Below are 16,715 nucleotides of genomic sequence, written 5' to 3'. Positions count from 1 at the left end.
CTCCCTGAGATCCGGCTCCGGGATCTCCCGTAGTACGGGAGGCGTCCGTCACAAGGAGGACGCCGGGCCATTCCCGTCCCTCACGCGTCGCGCTTCTTGAGCACCAGGTATCCGCCGAGTACGGCCGCCAGTACCCACAGGAGCATGATCCCGAGACCGCCCCAGGGGCCGTAGGGCGTCTCGGCGCTGCCCATCGCGTCCGGCACGATCTGCATGATCTTGGAACCCGCCTTGTCGGGCAGGTACTGGCCGTACTTGCGGGTCGAGTCGAATCCGCTGAGGAGGTTCGAGACGATCAGGAAGAACGGGATCAGGATGCTGATCGAGGCGACGGAGCTGCGCAGCATCGCGGCCACGCCCATGGAGAACAGGGCGAGGAGCGCCATGTACACGCCGGCACCGATCACCGCGCGCAGGACGCCTTCCCCGCCGATGCCGGTGCCGTGGTCCCCCAGGAGCGCCTGCCCGAGGAAGAACGACACGAAGCTGGTCAGCAGGCCCACGGCGAGCGCCAGCACCGTGGCGACGGTGAGCTTGCCCGCCAGGAAGCCCGCGCGCGCGGGAACGGCGGCCAGCGAGGTGCGGATCATGCCCGTGCTGTACTCGGTGCTGACCACCAGCACCCCGAAGATGATCATTGAGAGCTGACCGAACGACATCCCGCTGAAGCTCAGCAGTACGGGGTCGAAGGTGGCCCGCTCGCCCGGCTTCATGCTGTCGAAGCTCGCGCTGACCGCGGCGCAGAAGGCGGCGCTGAAGCCGACGGTGGCGACGAAGGCGATGACGAGGGTCCAGCTCGTGGAGGCGACCGTGCGGATCTTGGTCCACTCGGACTTGAGGACGGCGGAGAAGGCCATGGTCACTTGCCGCCTTCGCGCGTCGCTTCGTAGCCGGCGCCCCAGGCGGGCGCGGCGGCGGGCGCGCCCGCGGGCGCGGTGGTTCCCGGCGCGTGGGCGTGGTACTCGACGGAGTCCGCCGTCATGCGCATGAACGCTTCCTCCAGTGAAGCCCGTTGCGGGCTGAGTTCGTGCAGCACGATCTGGTGCTGGGCGGCCAGCTCGCCGAGCCGCTCGGCCGGGACGCCGTCGATCTCCAGCGTTCCGGTGGCGGGCACGCTGACGGCGTCGATCCCTGCCCCGTGCAGGACGTCCTTCAGCCGTTCCTGCTGCGGGGAGCGCAGGCGCACGTAACTGCGGGAGTTCTGCTGGATGAAATCGGACATCGACAAGTCGGCGAGGAGCTTTCCTTGTCCGATCACCACCAAATGGTCTGCGGTCAGGGCCATTTCGCTCATCAGGTGAGAGGAGACGAAGATCGTCCTCCCCTCTGCGGCCAGCCCCTTCATAAGATTGCGGATCCAGAGAATTCCCTCCGGGTCCAGACCATTGACGGGTTCGTCGAACATCAGGATCTCCGGATCGCCGAGCAGCGCGGAGGCGATTCCCAGCCTCTGGCCCATCCCGAGCGAAAATCCTTTCGACTTCTTCTTGGCCACCGGGGTCAGTCCGACGAGGTCCAGTACCTCGGTCACCCGGCTCCGCGGGATCCGGTTCGACTCGGCCAGGCAGAGGAGGTTGTTGTACGCGCTGCGGCCGCCGTGCATGGCCTTCGCGTCCAGCAGCGCCCCGATGTGCTTCAGCGGTTCCGGCAGTTCCCGGTAGTGCTTGCCGTCGATCCGGACCGTACCGCTGGTCGGGTTGTCGAGGTCGAGCATCATGCGCATGGTCGTGGACTTCCCCGCCCCGTTGGGGCCGAGGAAGCCGGTGACCACCCCCGGTCTGACCTGGAAGCTGAGGTGGTCCACGGCGGTCTTGGCGCCGAATCGTTTGGTCAGTCCCTCAAGCTCGATCATGCGGCCACGCTAGAACGCCGAAGGGCCGTACGCCACCTCAAAAGAGTGACGTACGGCCCAACGCCGTGCGGTCGTGTACTAGCGGCTCTGCTGGGCCGGCACGCCCCGCGTCACGGGCTCGTCGTCGACGATCGGGTTGGCCGCGGCCACGGCCGCGCCGGTCAACGTCGCCAGCATCTCGCGGACGTTGGTCAGCTGCGCGTTGATGGAGTCGCGGCGGTTGGTGAGCGCCGCCAGCTCGCGCTCCGACTCGCTGCGGATCCGGTCGGCCTTCGCGTTCGCGTCGGCGACGATGTCCTCCGCCTGGCGCTGCGCGGTCTCCACGGTCTGGCGGGCCCGGCGCTCGGCGTCCGTACGGAGCTTTTCGGCCTCCAGGCGCAGCTGCTCCGCCCGGTGCTCGATCTCCGCGAGGCGCTTCTCGGCCTTCTGCTGACGCGAGGCCAGGTCGCGCTCGGACTGCTCGCGCCGCTTGGCCAGGTTGGTCTCGAAGTCCGCGGCGGCCTGGGCGGCCTTGGCGCGGGTCTCCTCGAACAGGGCGTCGGCCTCCTCGCGCTTGGAGGCCGCGTCCTTCTGGGCCTCGGCGCGCAGGGTGGAGGCGTCGCCCTTGGCCTTCTCGACGATGCGGACGCCCTCGTCCTCCGCCTTCGACTTGCGGTCCGCCGCGAACGACTCGGCGTCGTTGCGCACCTGCTGGGCGGCCGACTCCGCCAGCTCACGGTGCTGCTCGGCCGCGCGACGGGCCTCCTCGCGCAGGTCCTTCGCCTCCTCCTCGGCCAGTCGCAGGATCTTCTCGACCCGGGCGCCCAGACCGGCGTACGACGGCTCGGCGTCGCTCACCTGGGCCTGGGCGTTCTGCGTTTCGAGGTGTAGCTCCTCGATCCGCTTTTCCAGAGAGTTGATGCGTCCAAGTGCGCTGTCGCGGTCGGAGACCAGCTTGGTAATGCGGTCGTCCACCTGACCGCGGTCGTAACCACGCCGCACGAGCTCGAAGCCGAAGGGGGAGGAAGTGTCGCTCATGGGGTTCCTGTCGAATGAGACCGATGAGGTGCTACGTGAGGTGTTAAGGGGAATCCTAGGCGCCCGGGCGGCGTGTCATCGAGTCAATCCGGGTTTGCCCTGGACAATGACACCCCTTTTGAGTGGCAAGACGGCAGAATGCTTGTCACTCCTTCGCCTGAACTTCCCTCAGAAGCACACATCCCGTGTTCTGACTACCCCTCTGACGCCTTGCCACCCGAACGAGTGGAACCCGCTGTTGCCCCGGCCTTCACGCCCCCCGAGCCCTGGCCACCCAATGCGGGCTTTCCGCCACCCGAAGGTGCCTCGAATGATTCCAACGCCTCAAGAACGTCCTGGACACGGGAGATCTCCGCCTGAATGTCCTCGCGCCTGCGCACCAGAACCTCCAGCTCACGACGGCCCTCGTCGACGAGCCGTTCGGCCTCCGCCTGTGCCTCGGCGAGCGCCTTCTCGGCCTGCCGCGACAGTTCGGCCTTCTTCTGCTCGGCCTCCTTGAGCAGCGCCTCGGCCTTGCGCACCGCCGCGATGCGGACCTTGCTCGCCTCGCTGCTCGCGTCCGACACCAGCTCCTTGGCCTTGGCCTCCGCCTCGACGCTCTGCTCCGTCGCCGCGCGCACCAGCTTGTCCACGCGCTCGCCGGCCGACTTCATCTGCTCCGCCGACTCCCGGCGGGCGCGCTCGTGCAGCTCCTCGACCTCGGACTCCACCCGGCCGCGCAGGTCCTCCGCCCGCTCCCTTATGGCCGCGGCGTCCGTACGCGCCCCGACCAGCAGCTCGTCGGCGTCGGTACGGGCCTTCTCCACCATGGAGTTGCCCTCGACGGTCGCCTCCGAAGTGATCCGCGCGGCCTCCTTGCGCGCCGCGTCGACCATCGCGTCGGCCTGCTCCTCGGCCGCCGTGGTGGCGGCGAGGGCCTGCAGACCCGCCTCGGAGGTGAGCTTCTCGGCTTCCGCCGCCGCCTCCGTGATGAGCCGGTCCACCTGCTCCGCGGCCTCGGTGCGGCGCTTGTTGGCCCCCTCGCGCGCCTCGTCCAGCAGCCGCTCCGACTCCGCACGGGTCTCGGCGCGCGTGCGCTCCGCGTCGCTCGCCGCCTCCGCCTTGACCCGCTCCGCCTCGGACCGGGTCCGCGTCGCGTGCTCCTGAGCGGAGGCCAGCGCCTCCGCCGCGTCGGCGCGCAGCCGCTCGGCCTCGTTCCGGGCCTCGCCGACCGTCCGGTCGTTGTCCTTGCGGGTCTGCTCGGTGAGCTTCTCCGCCTCGGTGACGGCCTCGGTGATGAGCCGGTCCGCCTGCTCGGCAGCCTCCGTGCGGACCCGGCCCGCCTCGGTGCGGGCCTCGTCGAGCGTCTGCTCGGCCTCCCGCTCCGCGCCCGCCAGGGTCTCGTTCGCCGCGACCGTGACGCGCTCCGCCTCCGCGGTGGCCTCGCCGATGATCCGGCCGCCCTCCGCACGGGCCTCGTCCAGGGTCTGCGCCGCCTCGGTGCGCAGCCGCTCGGCCTCCGCCGCGGCCTCGCCCACCGTCAGCTCGTTGGCCGCGCGGGTCTCCTCGACCAGCCGGTCGCCCTCGGCACGGGAGTCGACCAGGATCCTCGCCGAATCCCGCTCGGCCGCGGCCAGCGTCTGCGCCGCCTGCGCCGTGAGCTTCTCCGCCTCGGAGGCGGCCTCGGTGATGAGCCGGTCCGCCTGCTCGGCGGCCTCGGTGCGCAGCCGGTTGGCCTCGGCACGGGCTTCGTCGAGCGTGTCCGCCGCCTCGGCGCGCAGCGCGTCGGCCGCCTCCTGCGCCTCGCCGACCGTCAGCTCGTTGGCCGTACGGGTCTCCTCCGTGAGCCGCTCCGCCTCGGCGGTGGCCTCGGTGATGAGCCGGTCCGCCTGCTCGGCGGCCTCCGTACGGAGCCGGTTGCCCTCGGCGCGGGCCTCGTCCAGGGTGGCCGCGGCCTCGGCGCGGGTGGCCTCGGCCGCCTGCTCCGCCTCCGCGGTCAGCCGCTCGGCCTCCGCCCGTGCCTCGTCGACCGTCAGCGCGTTCGCGGCCAGGGTCTCCTCGGTGAGGCGCTCCGCCTCCGCGGTCGCCTCGGTGACGATCCGGCCGCCCTCGGCGCGCGAGGACTCCAGGGACTCCGCCGCCTCGCCGCGGATCCGGTTCGCGTCCTCGCGGGCGTCCGCCCGGGTCCGCGCCGCGTCGCGCTCGGACGCCGCCAGGGCGTCCGTCGCCTCCGTGCGCACCCGCTGCGCGTACTCCGCCGTATCGGCGCGCAGCTGCTCCGCCTCGGCGATCGCGTCGCCGACCGTGCGCTCCGCCAGGGCCTTGGCCGCGTCCGTCTCGACACGGACCTCGCTGCGCAGGCGCGCCGCGTCCTCGGCCGCCCCCTCGCGGTCCGCGCGGGCCTCGGCGCGGACCCGGTCCGCCTCCTCCTCGGCCTCGGTACGCGTACGGTCCGCCGCGTGCTCGGCCGCACTGCGCAGCCCCGCGACCTCCTCCTCGGCCTGCTCGTGCAGGCCGGCCACGGAGTCCCGCACCTGCTGGGCGGTGGCCTCCGCCGCCGCGACCAGCTCCGCGGCGCGGCTCTCCGCCTCCTCGGTCAGCCAGACCGCCTCGGCCTGCGCCTCCTCCGAGCGCTTGCGCGCCTGCGCCAGCAGTTCCTCGCTCTGCTCACGGGCCTGAGCCCGCTCGTTGCCCGCGTCCGTGCGGGCCGCCGACAGGGTCTCCTCGGCCTCCCGGCGACGCCGCGCGGCCTCCTCCTGGGCAGCCGCGAGGGCCTCCGCGGCCTCCGCCGCGACCCGTTCGGCGGCCGCCTTGGCCTCGGCGCGCAGCCGGTCCGCGGCCGCCTTGGCCTCGGCGCGCAGCCGCTCCGACTCGGTCTCCGCCTCGGCGCGCAGCCGCACGGACACCTGCTCGGCCTCCGCGCGGACCCGGCCCGCGTCCTGGGCGGCCTCCGTGCGCAGCTGCTCGGCCTCCGCCTCCGACTGGGCCTGGAGGGTGCGGATCCGCTCCGCGGCCTCGGCGCGCAGCCGGTCGTTCTCCTCGGTGGTCTCCCTGCGGATGCCCTCCGCCGCGGTGCGGGCGTCACGCAGCGTCTGCTCCGCCGTGGCCAGCCGTCCCTCGGCGTCCGTGTGCAGGCGTACGAGCTCCTGATCGGCCTCCGCCCGCTTCGCGGCCAGGGCCTGCTCGGTCTCCTCGCGCCGCGCCCGCACGGCCGCGTCCGCCTCGGCGGCCAGGGCCTCGGCGTGCTCCTCGGCGTCCGCGCGCAGCCGCTCGGCCTCCGCGCGGGTGCGCTCCAGCGTCTCCTCGGCCTGCCGGCGCAGGGTCGTCGCCCGCTCCACGGCCTCCGCGCGGACCCGCTCGCTCTCGGCGGTCGCGCCGCCGCGCAGCTCGTCCGCGTCCGACTTGGCCTTGCCCAGCAGTTCCTCGGCGGTCCGGGCCGCCTCCTCGATCTGCTGGACCGCCTCGCGGCGTGCCTCCCCGCGGATCCGCTCGCCCTCGGCCACGGCCTCCGCGCGCAGCTGCTCCGCCTCGCCGCGCAGCCGCCGGGCCTCCTCCTGGAGCTCGACGGTACGGGCCCGGTACTCCTCGGTGTCGTCCTTCGCCGCGCCCTTGAGCTCGTCGGCCGTGGCCGCCGCCTGCAGGCGCAGCCGGTCGGCCTCGGACTCCGCCTCGCGGCGGATCCGCTCGGCCTCCTCGGACGCGGCACGGGTGGTGGCGCGGGCGTCCTCCGAGGCCTTGTTGAGTACGTCCTCGGCGGTGCGGGCCGCCTTCGCCAGCTGCGCCGCGGTGTCCTCGGCGGCGGCCGTACGGGCCTGCTCGCCGGCTTCGGTGCGCAGCCGCTCCGCCTCGGCGCGGGCGTCGGCCAGCGCCTGCTCGGCCTCGGCCTTGAGGGCCTCGGTCTCCTTCGTGGCCTCGCCGACCAGCCGGGCGACCTGCTCCTTCGCCGTGCGGGTGCGCTGCTCGTTGACGGACTCCGCCGAGGCGAGCTGCCGGGCGGCGCTCTCCTTGGCGTCCGCGAGCAGGGTCTCGGCCTCCGCGCGGGCCGCGCGCAGCGCCCCGTCGGCCTCCTGCACCCGTGCCTCGGCCACCCGGCCGAGGTCCAGGGTCTGCTGCCGGGTCTGCTCGGCCTCGGTGGTGGTGCTGCTGCGCAGCCGCTCCGCGTGCTCGGTGGCCTCCTGGGCCTGCGCCGAGGCGGCGGCGAGCAGCCGCTCGGCCTCCTTGCGGGCGCGCAGCAGCGTGGATTCGGCCTCGGTGCGGGTGGCCTCCGTGTCGGCGGCGAGCCGGCGGCGGGCCTCCTCCACGGTCCGGGCGGCCTCGGCGCGGGCGGCGTTCAGCGCCTGCTCGGCCTCGGCGCGGGACTCGTCCATGAGCCGGCGGGCCTGGGACTCGGTCCGGGCGCGCAGCTGCTCGGCCCAGGCGACGTTCTCGTTGACGTGCGCCTCGACGGTCTGGCGGCGCTCGTTGAGCTCCTGGTCCAGGCGCTGGCGCCGGTTGACGGCCTCCGAGTGCAGCTCGGCCTGGAGGCGCGCCTGGTGCTCGGCGTGCTCCTGGAGGATGCGCTGGGTCTGGGCCCGGGCCTCGCGCAGCTCGCGCTCGGCGTCGGAGCGCATCTGGTCGGCCTGCACCTGGGCATTGCGGAGCAGCTGCTCCGCCTGGTACCCCATGTCCGCGCCGTCGTACGCGGGGCGGGACGCGAGATTGCGGCGCACCTCATGCAGCTTGGCGCGCAGCACCTCGACCTGGTACCCCAGGTCTTCCGCGTGCTGGACGGCCTTCCCGCGCTCCTTCTTCAGCCGCTCCATCTCGGCCTCGAAGCGCGAGAGATGGTCGGCCTCGGCCTGATGGCTCTCCTGGCTTTCGTAGCCCCGCACAGCGCGGTCCCATCCGTCCCCTGGTCGCAAGCTCACTCCCAATTGAGCATCGCTCGCCCGCTGAACGACGCCCCCGGGGAATGGTGTCAGATACCGGGGCAGGGGTTCGGGCCCCGACCCCGTCTCCGCACCGAACCCCGGCCGAGCCAGTGCCACTCTACCGGCCGGGGAATGGGGGCATCAGTGATCAGGGTTGCTGGTGACCAGTTCGGTCAGGACTCCGTGGCAGTCCTTGGGGTGGAGGAAGGTGATCCGGGAGCCCATGGAGCCGGTTCGCGGCTCGTCGTAGAGGACCCGGACGCCCTTGCCGCGGATGGCTTCGGAGTCGCCGTCGACGTCCGCGGTGCCGAAGGCGATGTGGTGGACGCCCTCGCCGTTCTTGGCCAGCCACTTGCCCACCGCGGAGTCCTCGCGGGTGGGCTCCAGGAGCTGGAGGTAGGAGGCCCCGCCGTCGGAGGTCTCGTTGATCTTGAGCATGGCCTCGCGTACGCCCTGCTCCTCGTTGATCTCGGTGTGGAACACCTCGAAGCCGTACGTGGCACGGTAGAACTCGACGGTCTTGTCGAGGTCGAAGCAGGCGATCCCGATGTGGTCGATTCTTGTCAGCATGGGACCAGTCCACCGCCGCGGAGGGTGGTTACGCAACGTGCCAGCGATCACACCGACTGCCCGGTGACGGCGCGGGTACCGCTCAGTACATTCAGGTAAACCCTCGTTCACTCCTCATCCAAGGGGCTGTGCCTCATGTCCGGAACGAACAACACCACTTCAGTGATCGTCGCCGGGGCCCGCACGCCCATGGGGCGTCTGCTCGGCTCGCTGAAGTCCTTCTCGGGCGCCGACCTCGGCGGATTCGCCATCAAGTCGGCGCTGGAACGGGCCGGCATCTCCGGCGACCAGGTCCAGTACGTGATCATGGGCCAGGTGCTCCAGGCCGGCGCGGGCCAGATCCCCGCCCGCCAGGCCGCCGTCAAGGCGGGCATCCCGATGAACGTGCCCGCGCTCACCATCAACAAGGTGTGCCTCTCGGGCCTCGACGCGATCGCGCTGGCGGACCAGCTCATCCGCGCCGGCGAATTCGACATCGTGGTCGCGGGCGGCCAGGAGTCGATGACCAACGCCCCGCACCTGCTGCCGAAGTCCCGCGAGGGCTTCAAGTACGGCGCCATCGGGATGCTGGACGCGATGGCCCACGACGGCCTCACCGACGCCTTCGAGAACATCGCGATGGGCGAGTCCACCGAGAAGCACAACACCCGGCTGGGCATCGAGCGCGCCCCGCAGGACGCGTTCGCGGCCGCCTCCCACCAGCGGGCCGCCGCCGCGCAGAAGAACGGCGTCTTCGAGGCCGAGATCACCCCGGTCGAGATTCCGCAGCGCAAGGGCGACCCGGTGCTGTTGGTGGCGGACGAGGGCATCCGCGCGGAGACCACCGTGGAGTCGCTCGGCAAGCTGCGGCCGGCCTTCGCCAAGGACGGGACGATCACCGCCGGCACCTCCTCGCAGATCTCCGACGGCGCGGCCGCCGTGGTCGTGATGAGCAAGGCCAAGGCCGAGGAGCTGGGCCTGGAGTGGATCGCCGAGATCGGCGCCCACGGCAACGTGGCCGGTCCGGACAACTCCCTCCAGTCGCAGCCCTCGAACGCGATCCTGCACGCCCTGAAGAAGGAGGGCCTGGAGGTCTCCGACCTGGACCTCATCGAGATCAACGAGGCCTTCGCGGCGGTCGCCGTGCAGTCAATGAAGGACCTCGGCGTGACCCCGGAAAAGGTGAACGTCAACGGTGGCGCCATTGCGCTGGGGCACCCCATCGGCATGTCCGGTGCCCGCGTGGTGCTGCACCTGGCGCTGGAGCTCAAGCGCCGGGGCGGCGGCGTGGGCGCGGCCGCGCTGTGCGGTGGCGGCGGCCAGGGCGACGCCCTCGTGATCCGCGTCCCGAAGGCGTAGGTGCGCGGATGACGACGGTGGACGTCCCCACGCTGGTGGCGCAGGCCCGCGAGGGCCGGCCGCGGGCCGTGGCCCGGCTGATCTCACTGGTCGAGGGGGCGTCCCCGCACCTGCGCGAGGTGATGGCCGCCCTGGCCCCGCTGACCGGTGGCGCGTACGTGGTCGGCCTGACCGGCTCGCCCGGTGTCGGCAAGTCGACCTCGACCTCGGCGCTCGTCACGGCCTACCGCAAGGCCGGCAAGCGGGTCGGCGTGCTGGCCGTGGACCCGTCCTCGCCCTTCTCGGGCGGGGCGCTCCTCGGCGACCGGGTCCGGATGTCGGACCACGCCTCCGACCCGGGGGTCTACATCCGCTCGATGGCGACCCGCGGGCACCTCGGCGGCCTGGCCTGGGCCGCCCCGCAGGCGATCCGGGTGCTGGACGCGGCGGGCTGCGACGTGATCCTGGTCGAGACGGTGGGCGTCGGTCAGTCCGAGGTGGAGATCGCCTCGCAGGCCGACACCTCGGTGGTGCTGCTGGCGCCCGGGATGGGCGACGGGATCCAGGCCGCGAAGGCCGGAATCCTGGAGATCGGCGACGTGTACGTGGTGAACAAGGCGGACCGGGACGGCGCGGACGCGACGGCCCGGGAGCTCAACCACATGCTGGGGCTCGGCGAGTCCCGGGGACCGGACGACTGGCGGCCCCCGATCGTCAAGACGGTCGCGGCGCGCGGGCAGGGCATCGACGAGCTGGTCGAGGCCCTGGAGAAGCACCGGGCCTGGATGGACGAGCACGGGGTGCTGGACGGGCGCCGTGCGGCGCGTGCGGCCCGCGAGGTGGAGACGATCGCGATCACCACCCTGCGCGGCCGGCTGGCCGACCTGCACGGGGACGCGCGGCTCGACGCGCTGGCCGTACGGGTCGCCGCGGGCGAGCTGGACCCGTACGCGGCGGCGGACGCCCTGCTGGACGGCCTCACGGAGGCCTGAGCGGGGCCGGGGGCCCGAGGGGGAGGTGGCGGGGGCGGCGGCCGGGTGGCGCCGCCCCCGCACCGGCGTTCCGGGCGGGTCGGCCGTTGTCGCCGTCGCCGTCGCCGTCGCCGTCGCCGGCGGAAGCCCGGCGGCGGCAGGGCCGCGGCCGGGCCGGCGGGGTCCGGCTACACCTTCCCGCGGTTCTCGCGCAGGTGCTCCGCGACGGGGCGCAGCGATTCGCGCAGGGCCGCCAGGGCCTGAGGCGGCAGCAGGTCGATGAAGTGCTCCCGCACCGATGCCACGTGGTGCGGGGCCACCTTGCGCATGGTGTCCATGCCCTCGTCCGTGAGCACCGCGTACAGGCCGCGGCGGTCGGACTCGCAGTTCACCCGGCGCACCAGGCCCGCCGTCTCCATGCGGGTGATCTGGTGGGACAGCCGGCTCTTGGACTGCAGCGTGGCGGTGGCCAGATCGCTCATGCGCATCCGGTGGCCGTCCGACTCCGAGAGGTTCACGAGGATCTCGTAGTCGTTGTTGGTGAGCCCGAAGGGCTGGAGATCCTTTTCCAGCTGGTGCATCAGCAGTCTGCTGACGTCCAGATGGGTGCGCCAGGCGCACTGCTCGGCGTCGGTCAGCCAGCGGGTGGCCGTCTCGGTCTCGATGGTCTCCATGAATGAACTCTACCTAAGAAGTTGAATTACGTACAAAAATAGGAAGATGTGCGGAGTCTCACAGTCCGAGTCGCCGCTGGAGGTCTCCCAGCTGCCCCGGCATCCGCGGCACGCCCAGCTGACCCAGCGGGCCCTGGCCGGCCCCCGGAACGCCCTGGGCGTTGCCCGTGGCCGCACCGGCGCCCACCGCGCCCACCGGCTGCTCCGCCATCAGCATCTCCGACGACTGGAGCAGAACCGTCCCCGCCCCGACGAACTCGAACTGGTGCTCCTCGCCCGAGGTGCCGCCGAGTCCCGTGAGCGAACGCAGTCCGCCCATCACGCCCGTCATGTATCCGTGGTCGTAGTGGTGGCACGGGGACGGGCAGTCCGCCCAGCCCACCAGGGCCTGCGGGTCCACGCGCAGCGGCGGTTCCATGAACACCACCGGTCCGTTGGACGCAGCCACGAACTTCCCGGTTCCGATCAGCGTCAGGAAGCCCGGGACGATGGACTGCTTGAGGGCGAGCGTGGGCTGGTAGGCGAGGAGGTTCCCCGACCGGATGGTCAGGTTGCCGTCGTCCAGGTCGTACGAGTTCACGTCGAAGGCGCGGTCGGCCAGGAGCATCTTGCCCTGCCCCTCGGCCACCACCCAGTCGCTCGCGTGCAGGGGCGAGTGGAAACTGGTGCGCAGCAGCCGGTCGAAGCGGCCGTTGCCGATGCCGTTGAAGTCGATGCGCCCGTAGTAGGCGATCATCTTGCCCTTCTGCAGGAACCACTGGCTCCCCTTGAGCTCCACGCAGAAGGTGTAGGAGTTCACGTTGTCGTCGGAGGGCAGGGTGTGCGGGTCGAAGACCGTCGGGCCGCCCGGTCCGCCGGTCACGGGACCAAAGTTCACAGCTTCTCCTCCGAGGCCTGTACGAAGACGGCGCCCTGGCCGGACAGCTCCAGCTGGAACGCCTCGCCCGAACCGCGGCCGACCATGTCCCGCCAGCCCAGGGCGGCGGAGAGCTTGTTCCTGACGTCCCCGTGGTGGGCCACGTACGCCTGCGGGTCGACGTGGACCGGCCGGTTCGGGGTGATGGGGAGTTCCAGGACTCCGCCGTGGGCCATCACGGCGACCGCGCCGTGGCCCTTGAGGGTGGTCGTGAACAGGCCCTGGCCGGTCACCTGGCCGCGCACCATGCCCATGACGCCGCCCTGCGAGCCCATGAACATCGTCCCCTGCTGGAGGGTGCCGTCGAAGGCGAGCAGCCGGTCGGCCTCCACGTAGAGGGTCTCGCCCGAGAGGTTGACGACCTGGACGTGGTGGCCGCCGTGGCCGAACATCACGGTGCCGCTGCCCTCCACGGCCATCAGGGGCGTCTGCTCGTTCGCCACCCGGCGTCCGATCATGCCCATCACGCCGCCCTGACCGCCCGTCAGGCTCGGGGTGAAGGAGACGTCGCCGCGGTAGGCCAGCATCGCCCCGCGCTGGCTGTACAGCTTCTGCCCGGGGACGACCTGGGCCTCGATCATCTTCGAGTTGATCTCGCGGAACGGCATCAGACGTCGCCCCCGATGGTGTTGCGCTCGCTGGGCTGCACGTAGACCAGGCCCTCGCCCTCGAAGCGGATCTGGAAGGCCTCTCCGGACCCCTCGCCGATCAGGGTGCGGAAGGTCACGCCGGACTGGAAGGACTGCTGGAGGTTCCCGGTGTGCGCGATGTACGCGCCCGGGTCCACCGACAGCGGGTACTGGGCGCTGACGCGCAGCACCACCGCCGGGCCGTCGGACATGATCGCCGCCTGGCCCGAGCCCTCGACCGTCGTCGTGAACAGGCCGTTGCCCGTGGTCGCGCCGCGCAGGCCGGTGAACGTGGTGCCGGTGCGCAGGCCGGCGTCGGTGCACAGCAGGTTGCTGGACTCGACGTGCAGCTTCTCGCCGCGCAGATTGACCAGATTGATCTCACTCGCCCGGTCCGCGAAGTAGCAGGTGCCGTGTCCCTGCACCTCCATCACGGTCATCTGTTCACCCGTCAGGCGACGGGTCACCATTCCGCGGAGGCCTTCGCCACCGCCGGTCATCTTCTTGAAGGCCATCTGGCCGTCGTACGCGACCATGGCGCCGTTTTTGGCTTTCACGGCGTCACCGGTCAGGTCGACGGCGAGCACCTTGCTGCCTTGGAGTCGGAACTGAGCCACGGGGACGAAGGTATCGGCAGCGGACGGGCCCGAACAGTGTCCCGTGGCCGATATGCGCCACACTCTCCCGACTCCGGGGGATCCGGGGGACCCGCCACAAGATCTTCCGTGACGGCTGAGACACTGGGACGGACCCCCGGCCTCCACCCGCGAAGGTTCCACGTGGACATCAAGACCGCTTCCGCCCTGCACCGGCTGCGCCTCATCTCCGTTCCGGAAGCCCTGTCGTTCCCGGCGCTGCTGATCTTCGGCTCGCTGCTCAGCCGGGTGTCGGACATCGACTACCTGATGATGCCGCTCGGGATCCTGCACGGGATCCTGTTCGTGATCTACGCGATCTTCCTGCTCGACGTGTGGAACAAGGCGAAGTGGCCGGCCAAGAAGGTGGCCCTGTTCTTCCTGTTCGCGCTGCTGCCCTTCGGCGGCCTCTACGGGGACAGGCTGCTCAAGCGCGACGAGGCCGACAGCGTCATCGCGGCCCGCGCCCGTGAGGCGGCCCAGGCGTGATCGTCGCGTTCTCGGTCACTCCGCTGGGGGTCGGCGAAGAGGTCGGCGAGTACGTCGCCGACGCGGTCCGCGTGGTGCGCGAGTCCGGGCTGCCGAACCGCACCGACGCCATGTTCACCACCGTGGAAGGACCTTGGGACGAGGTCATGGACGTGGTCCGGCGCGCGGTGGCCGCCGTGGAGGAACGGGCCCCGAGGGTGTCCTTCATCCTCAAGGCCGACATCCGGCCCGGCATCACCGACGGGATGACCTCGAAGATCGAGACGGTGGAACGCCACCTCGCCCAGGGCTGAGCGCCGCGGCGCCGGCTACGGGGCGCAGCCGGCCGCCAGCGCGATGGCCAGGGGCGTGCGTTCGTAGAGGACCTGGTGGCCGTGGCGGGACGGGATCAGCAGACCCGCCGCGCGCAGTGCCTTCAGGTGGGCCGAGACCGTCGAGGGCGCCAGGCCCAGGCGGTGCGCGAGGGCCGTCGTGGAGGCGGGCTCGTGCAGTGCGCACAGCACCTCGGCGCGGGCCCGGCCCAACAGCCCGGCCAGCGCGCTCGGGGCCGGTCCGTCCGAGGCCGTCCACAGGGCGCCGATGCCCCGGGCCGGATACACCAGCGTGGGCTGCCACGGGGGGTCGTATCCGCCGACCACCTCCGGCCAGACGAAGGCGCTCGGCATCAGGAGCAGCCCCTGGCCGCCGAGTGCGCGGTCGTGATGGGCCCGGCGCTCGACGGTCAGCGTGTTCGTCCCGCCGTCCCAGCGCAGATCGGGGTGGAGGCCGTCGAACAGCGCCTCCAGCCCGCCCGCCGCCAGCCGCCGGGAGTGGAACAGGACGTCCGCCTCCAGCAGGGCCCGCAGCCGGGGCCAGTGCGGGGCGACCAGGGCCCGCCAGGCCGCCTCGGTCAGATCGGCCAGCTCCGCCACCGCCCGGCCCGGATCCGCCAGCATCCGCCGCCCGGCGGCGCTCTCCAGGGCGCCCGGGGTGCAGGCCAGGGAGCGGCGCAGGTCCTCGTGGGCCGCCTCCGGCCGGCCGGCCGCCGCGCGCACCCGCGCCATCTCCTCCTCGAAGGTCGGGGACGGTCCCGTCGGGGGAGGGCTCAGCAGGTCGGGGTGGTGCCCCCGGCGCGGCATCAGCAGCCACAGCGGACGCAGGTCCAGGCCGGCCGCGGCGGCGCGGATCCGGCTCAGCCAGGGCAGGTGGTACGCCTGCCGCTCCGGGCGCATCAGGACCCGTACCGCCTCCTGCGTCTCCCAGCGCGGGGAGACCCCGAAGCGGCAGCGCAGCAGATCGGCCGGGCCGAAGCGGAAGTGGTTCCCCATGGCGGCCCCTTCGATTCGCCCGGTGCCGAATGTCTACCGGCCCACCCTAGGCGGGCCGAGGCTGACCCCCATGCCCACTCCCACGCCTCCCCCCGGCCCCGCCCGGCCGCCCGCCCCGCCGGGCTCCGCGCCCGCGCCGACGCCTGCGCCCGGTTCCCCTCCGTCCCCTGCGCCCCGTTCGGGTCCGGTCTCCGGTCCCGGGGCCGTACCGCGCCGACAGGGCGACGGGTACCGTGCGGTGTTCCGGGTCCGGGAGTTCCGGGTCGTGTTCCTCGCGCACCTGCTGTCGCTGCTCGGGGTCGTCGTCGCCGAGATCTCCCTCACCGTCCTGGTCTACCGCGCCACCGGCTCCGCCCTGATGAGCGCGCTCACCTTCGCCCTCGGGTTCCTGCCCCACGCCCTCGGCGGCACCCTCCTCGCCCCCCTCGCCGACCGCCGCCCCGCCCGCAGGGTCCTCGTCGCCTGCGACCTGCTCTGCGCCGCCTGCGCGGCCGCCATGGTCTGGCCGGGGACCCCGGTCGCCGCGATCCTGGTCCTGCGCTGCGCCATGGCCTTCGTCGCCCCGCTGTTCCAGGGCGCCCGCAGCGCCTCCCTCGCCGACGTCCTCGGCACCGGCGAGGCCTTCGTCCTCGGCCGCTCCCTGCTGCGCATGGTCTCCCAGGGCGCCCAGCTCACCGGCTTCGGCCTCGGCGGGCTCCTGCTCACCGTCCTCGCCCCGCGCGGGGCGATCGCCCTCACCGCGGCGGGGTTCCTCGCCTCCGCGCTGCTGCTGCGCCTGGGCACCCGCGACCGGCCCGCCCGCGCCGGCACCGTCGTCGGCGGGTCCCCCCTCGACGGGATCCGCGCCGTCTTCGGTGACCGGCGGCTGCGCGTCCTGACCCTGCTGTGCTGGCTGCCGCCCGCCTTCGCCGTCGTGCCCGAGGCCCTCCTGACGCCCTACGCGGACGGCATCGGCGCGGGCACCGCCACCCTCGGCGTGCTCATGTGCGCACTGCCCGTCGGCTCCGTCGCCGGTGAACTCTGGGCCGGCTCGGCCCTCACCGCCCGAACGCGCTCGCGGATCACCGCCCCGCTGGCGGCCGTCGCGTCGCTCCCGCTCCTCGTCTACGCCGTCCGGCCCGGCGCCCCCGTCCTCCTCGGGGCGCTCCTGCTGGCCGGGCTCACCCACGCCTACACCATCGGCCTCGACCGGATGTTCGTGGACGCCGTCCCCGAAGCGCTGCGCGGCCGGGCGATGACCCTGCTCAGCACCGGCCTGATGACCCTCCAGGGCGTCGGCATGGCGCTCGCCGGGGCCGCTGCCGAGTTCCTCCCGGCGCACGTGGTGGTCACCGGGGCCGCCGTCCTCGGCACGGCCGTCGTCCTGCTCCTGCTTTCCCGGCTGCGCGCCGCCGCGCCCCGTGCGCCCCGCGCGCTCCACGCGCCCCGGGCCGAGGAGTGAGACGGGGC

Annotated in this window: 15 protein-coding genes; 5 read left to right on the top strand and 10 right to left on the bottom strand. The window is 72.6% G+C overall.

Translation table 11 applies throughout. From position 1 onward, the window contains the following. Window positions 1-80: 80 nt before the first annotated feature. From OG295_RS10455 to mce, 5 genes are all read right to left on the bottom strand, one after another. On the bottom strand, window positions 81-857 hold the full coding sequence (locus OG295_RS10455) for an ABC transporter permease (protein ID WP_371676631.1): 777 nt from the start codon (window positions 855-857) through the stop codon (window positions 81-83). Window positions 858-859: 2 nt separating this feature from the next. Then, window positions 860-1,852, bottom strand: a complete 993-nt coding sequence (locus OG295_RS10450; protein WP_371676630.1) for an ABC transporter ATP-binding protein — start codon at window positions 1,850-1,852, stop codon at window positions 860-862. Window positions 1,853-1,930: 78 nt separating this feature from the next. Then, entirely contained in the window at window positions 1,931-2,869 is a 939-nt protein-coding gene (locus tag OG295_RS10445) for a cellulose-binding protein (RefSeq protein WP_266573907.1), read from the bottom strand. A 194-nt stretch (window positions 2,870-3,063) separates the two neighbouring features. Beyond that, entirely contained in the window at window positions 3,064-7,719 is a 4,656-nt protein-coding gene (gene scy / locus OG295_RS10440; protein WP_371676629.1) for a polarized growth protein Scy, read from the bottom strand. 180 nt (window positions 7,720-7,899) lie between these two features. Continuing rightward, window positions 7,900-8,328, bottom strand: a complete 429-nt coding sequence (mce, locus tag OG295_RS10435; RefSeq protein ID WP_030235855.1) for a methylmalonyl-CoA epimerase — start codon at window positions 8,326-8,328, stop codon at window positions 7,900-7,902. Window positions 8,329-8,463: 135 nt separating this feature from the next. Between mce and OG295_RS10430 the strand changes: the two genes are divergently transcribed. Both OG295_RS10430 and meaB read left to right on the top strand, forming a co-directional pair. Then, entirely contained in the window at window positions 8,464-9,666 is a 1,203-nt protein-coding gene (locus tag OG295_RS10430; RefSeq protein ID WP_371676628.1) for an acetyl-CoA C-acetyltransferase, read from the top strand. Window positions 9,667-9,674: 8 nt separating this feature from the next. Continuing rightward, window positions 9,675-10,637 carry a methylmalonyl Co-A mutase-associated GTPase MeaB gene (gene meaB / locus OG295_RS10425; RefSeq protein ID WP_371676627.1) on the top strand — a complete coding sequence of 321 codons (963 nt, stop codon included), beginning with the start codon at window positions 9,675-9,677 and terminating at the stop codon, window positions 10,635-10,637. Between the two features lie 167 nt (window positions 10,638-10,804). Here meaB and OG295_RS10420 read toward each other — a convergent pair whose 3' ends face one another. The 4 genes from OG295_RS10420 to OG295_RS10405 all read right to left on the bottom strand — a co-directional run bounded on the left by OG295_RS10420 (window position 10,805) and on the right by OG295_RS10405 (window position 13,452). Further along, window positions 10,805-11,281 (bottom strand): MarR family winged helix-turn-helix transcriptional regulator, encoded by a 477-nt coding sequence (locus OG295_RS10420; protein ID WP_030235875.1) that lies wholly within the window; start codon window positions 11,279-11,281, stop codon window positions 10,805-10,807. 67 nt (window positions 11,282-11,348) lie between these two features. Next, window positions 11,349-12,152: an AIM24 family protein gene (locus OG295_RS10415; RefSeq protein WP_371681156.1), complete on the bottom strand. Its 804-nt coding sequence runs from the start codon at window positions 12,150-12,152 to the stop codon at window positions 11,349-11,351. A gap of 11 nt (window positions 12,153-12,163) precedes the next feature. Then, window positions 12,164-12,814, bottom strand: coding sequence for an AIM24 family protein (locus tag OG295_RS10410; RefSeq protein ID WP_371676626.1), 651 nt, complete (start codon window positions 12,812-12,814; stop codon window positions 12,164-12,166). Further along, window positions 12,814-13,452, bottom strand: coding sequence for an AIM24 family protein (locus tag OG295_RS10405; RefSeq protein ID WP_266842352.1), 639 nt, complete (start codon window positions 13,450-13,452; stop codon window positions 12,814-12,816). The genes OG295_RS10410 and OG295_RS10405 overlap by 1 nt, the downstream gene beginning before the upstream one ends. A gap of 162 nt (window positions 13,453-13,614) precedes the next feature. On the opposite strand from OG295_RS10405, the gene OG295_RS10400 reads away from it, so the two are divergent. Continuing rightward, window positions 13,615-13,959 carry a DUF3817 domain-containing protein gene (locus tag OG295_RS10400; RefSeq protein ID WP_371676625.1) on the top strand — a complete coding sequence of 115 codons (345 nt, stop codon included), beginning with the start codon at window positions 13,615-13,617 and terminating at the stop codon, window positions 13,957-13,959. Beyond that, window positions 13,956-14,252, top strand: coding sequence for an MTH1187 family thiamine-binding protein (locus tag OG295_RS10395; protein ID WP_371676624.1), 297 nt, complete (start codon window positions 13,956-13,958; stop codon window positions 14,250-14,252). Before OG295_RS10400 ends, OG295_RS10395 begins: the two co-directional genes overlap by 4 nt. Before the next feature lie 15 nt (window positions 14,253-14,267). Here OG295_RS10395 and OG295_RS10390 read toward each other — a convergent pair whose 3' ends face one another. Next, entirely contained in the window at window positions 14,268-15,266 is a 999-nt protein-coding gene (locus OG295_RS10390) for a DUF5937 family protein (protein ID WP_371676623.1), read from the bottom strand. A 70-nt stretch (window positions 15,267-15,336) separates the two neighbouring features. Between OG295_RS10390 and OG295_RS10385 the strand changes: the two genes are divergently transcribed. Further along, complete coding sequence (locus OG295_RS10385) at window positions 15,337-16,707, top strand: MFS transporter (RefSeq protein ID WP_371676622.1); 1,371 nt, start codon at window positions 15,337-15,339, stop codon at window positions 16,705-16,707. Window positions 16,708-16,715: the final 8 nt, after the last annotated feature.

Origin of the sequence: Streptomyces sp. NBC_01276 (genome assembly GCF_041435355.1) — a bacterium.
Lineage (GTDB): Bacteria > Actinomycetota > Actinomycetes > Streptomycetales > Streptomycetaceae > Streptomyces.
The sequence above is the reverse complement of the archived record's forward strand: the minus strand, read 5'-3'. Positions and strand labels throughout refer to the sequence as shown.

Coding starts and splice junctions, on each gene's coding strand:
- OG295_RS10410 (WP_371676626.1), bottom strand. CDS start 12,814: ATGCCGTTCCGCGAGATCAACTCGAAGATGATCGAGGCCCAGGTCGTC.
- OG295_RS10385 (WP_371676622.1), top strand. CDS start 15,337: ATGCCCACTCCCACGCCTCCCCCCGGCCCCGCCCGGCCGCCCGCCCCG.
- OG295_RS10450 (WP_371676630.1), bottom strand. CDS start 1,852: ATGATCGAGCTTGAGGGACTGACCAAACGATTCGGCGCCAAGACCGCC.
- meaB (WP_371676627.1), top strand. CDS start 9,675: ATGACGACGGTGGACGTCCCCACGCTGGTGGCGCAGGCCCGCGAGGGC.
- OG295_RS10445 (WP_266573907.1), bottom strand. CDS start 2,869: ATGAGCGACACTTCCTCCCCCTTCGGCTTCGAGCTCGTGCGGCGTGGT.
- mce (WP_030235855.1), bottom strand. CDS start 8,328: ATGCTGACAAGAATCGACCACATCGGGATCGCCTGCTTCGACCTCGAC.
- OG295_RS10430 (WP_371676628.1), top strand. CDS start 8,464: ATGTCCGGAACGAACAACACCACTTCAGTGATCGTCGCCGGGGCCCGC.
- OG295_RS10390 (WP_371676623.1), bottom strand. CDS start 15,266: ATGGGGAACCACTTCCGCTTCGGCCCGGCCGATCTGCTGCGCTGCCGC.
- OG295_RS10455 (WP_371676631.1), bottom strand. CDS start 857: ATGGCCTTCTCCGCCGTCCTCAAGTCCGAGTGGACCAAGATCCGCACG.